Annotated in this window: 3 protein-coding genes; all 3 read right to left on the minus strand. The window is 34.6% G+C overall.

Features of this window, described 5'->3' with window-relative positions:
• Positions 1-381: 381 nt before the first annotated feature.
• Complete coding sequence (locus TEPIDINF_RS08530) at positions 382-1,467, minus strand: HD-GYP domain-containing protein (protein ID WP_421691756.1); 1,086 nt, start codon at positions 1,465-1,467, stop codon at positions 382-384.
• A gap of 153 nt (positions 1,468-1,620) precedes the next feature.
• Positions 1,621-1,884, minus strand: a complete 264-nt coding sequence (locus tag TEPIDINF_RS08535; RefSeq protein WP_068725680.1) for a DUF6154 family protein — start codon at positions 1,882-1,884, stop codon at positions 1,621-1,623.
• Positions 1,885-2,085: 201 nt separating this feature from the next.
• Positions 2,086-2,318, minus strand: a 233-nt coding sequence (locus TEPIDINF_RS08540; RefSeq protein ID WP_421691605.1) for a zinc ribbon domain-containing protein, incomplete at its 5' end; no start/stop codon positions are given.

Consider the following 2,318-nt stretch of genomic DNA (forward strand, 5'->3'; position numbering starts at 1 on the left):
TAGTTTCTTGATGTAGTAATCTTGTTTACCATTTTCAACATGTTCAAAAATTTTTTTAAAATTTATGGGTGAAACCCATTTACCAAATGACGAAATTAGTGTATTCTTGTCCATAATGTGGTCCTTTACTATTGGATTTGGACAGGAATCACCTGTACTTCCATTGTAAAGGATTTTTTTGTTGTATGGACAATTTTTGAAGATTGCTATTATTTTGAATCATCAGATTTAATTAATGCAACGCTAGTGATAGTTAATAGTAAATGTGAAAACGTAACAAGTCAATTGTTTTGTTCCATTTTTTAAAAAGGATATTTATTCTCTATACAAATGAAATACCAACCCAAAAGGATTGGCATTAAACTAGAATATTTCCGTTCATTAGTTAAGACAGGAGATGATTACTTTGGAACTTTCTTTGGATAAATCAATTTCATAGGGTGAATCGACTATTCCCTGATTTTTATCCTCTAATACTCTAATGATTGGTCTGTCCGGGTATTTGGAATTTATATCAACGACGATTCCAAGCTCTCCACTATTTAAAATGATATTCATTCCAATCGGATAGATCGCTATTGTTTTTCTAAATAGTTCAAGTAAATCCCGGTCAAAATCTACCCCTGCTTTTGAATATAAAAATTCTAAAGCTTCATGAGGAAGAATCGTATTTTTATAAGCTCTTTTAGAAACCAACGCATCATAAACATCTGCAATCGCAACAATTCTCGCATATTCGTGAATATCATCACCCGAAAGACCACGGGGATAACCGCCACCATTTATCCTCTCATGATGTTGATAGGCACAGTGTGCAGATAACAATGGAATCCCAGGCTCTTTTCGTAGCAAATCAAAACCATACTCTGTGTGTGAGCGAATAAGAGCAAATTCTTCTTCTGTTAATGGTTCTTTTTTTTCTAAAACAGAAATAGGAACCTTTGTTTTCCCAATATCATGTAACATTGCACCAAGACCTAATTCACTTAATTGTTGTTGGTTATATCCTTTTGCCATCCCCATTGATATGGAATAAATGGCTACCTGTAAGGAATGGGTATAAAGGTATAAATCTTTGATGTAGATTGAAGACAACATTAACATGGCTTGTTGATTCGCTTTCATGTCATCAAGCATATGATCCAAAACAGGCTTAAAGACCAATGTAAGGTTTCCCTTTGTCAATGGACGGTGAACTAATTTTTCCTTAAACATGTCTTGAAACGTATCTTTAATCGATTTTAGCGCTAATTCTCTGGTTTTATCAGATAAAACATCCTTTACTTCAATATCATCTGTTCTAGCATCATAAATATATAAAGAGTCTACTCCCAACTGTAATAATCGTTCAATCATTGATTGTGTTAATTCAACATCCTTTGCAATTAACACACCGCCAATATCATTTAGAATGGGTTTAGCTAATTTAAACCCTGGTTGGCATTTTGTTGTTGGAATTCGTCTCATCGTACGTTCCCCTTTTTAATGGTAAAAAAGTTATACTTTCATTCATTTCAAGATGAATGAGAATGTATATTACCTCTTTCTCTCTATTATAGATGCAAACACCCAAAAAAGGGAAGGAAAAACTACCATTAACTTTAATGGTAGTAGGATTCTTTAATGTAAAGTTGAATCATTCACCATTCTTGTTTTAAAATCAGAGCCGCCAACGCTTTCTTGAGCCATTTTTGCCTTTAGCATTTCGATCAAGTACATAGCAAACATCTGATATACCTCATGCTCTTCCATTTCCTGAATCACATGTAAAATATCATTTTTCTTATGATCCTCAAGCAAATTTAGGACTAATGCGACTGCATCTTCTTCATCTCCTGTTAAATGATTTCGGTATAACTCATATATTTCATTTACAAATTTCACGGGCATAACTCCTTTCACCATATCTTAGTATGCCACATTTACTAAAACGTTTATGCCAACCTTCATTTTATTTATTATAACGTTTTTTAGTGAACTACCCGCCACCTACGCTTCGCTTAGAGGAGGGGGCTTCTAAGGTAATCGCACCTAACGGTACGAAATTTACTTAGCTATCGAGCCTGTTCCATGCTCTATTTATGATTATACTAACAGTCGCAATCCTTCACGCTTGATATTGATAGAAGCGTTCCAATCTCTATCTGCCACAAAACCACAATCACAATGGAATATGCGCTCAGAAAGAGATAGAGACTCCTTTACTTGACCGCAACATGAACAAGTTTTGGATGATGGAAACCACTTATCTATTTTGATAAGCTTTTTCCCCTGCTCCTCTAACTTGTATTGGAGAAAGGTGGTGAACATGCCCCAGC

Origin of the sequence: Tepidibacillus infernus, from assembly GCF_048898065.1 — a bacterium.
Classification (GTDB): Bacteria; Bacillota; Bacilli; order Tepidibacillales; family Tepidibacillaceae; genus Tepidibacillus_B; species Tepidibacillus_B infernus.

Excerpts from the sequence above, each read along its gene's own strand:
- TEPIDINF_RS08530 (WP_421691756.1), bottom strand. The coding sequence starts at position 1,467 with ATGAGACGAATTCCAACAACAAAATGCCAACCAGGGTTTAAATTAGCT.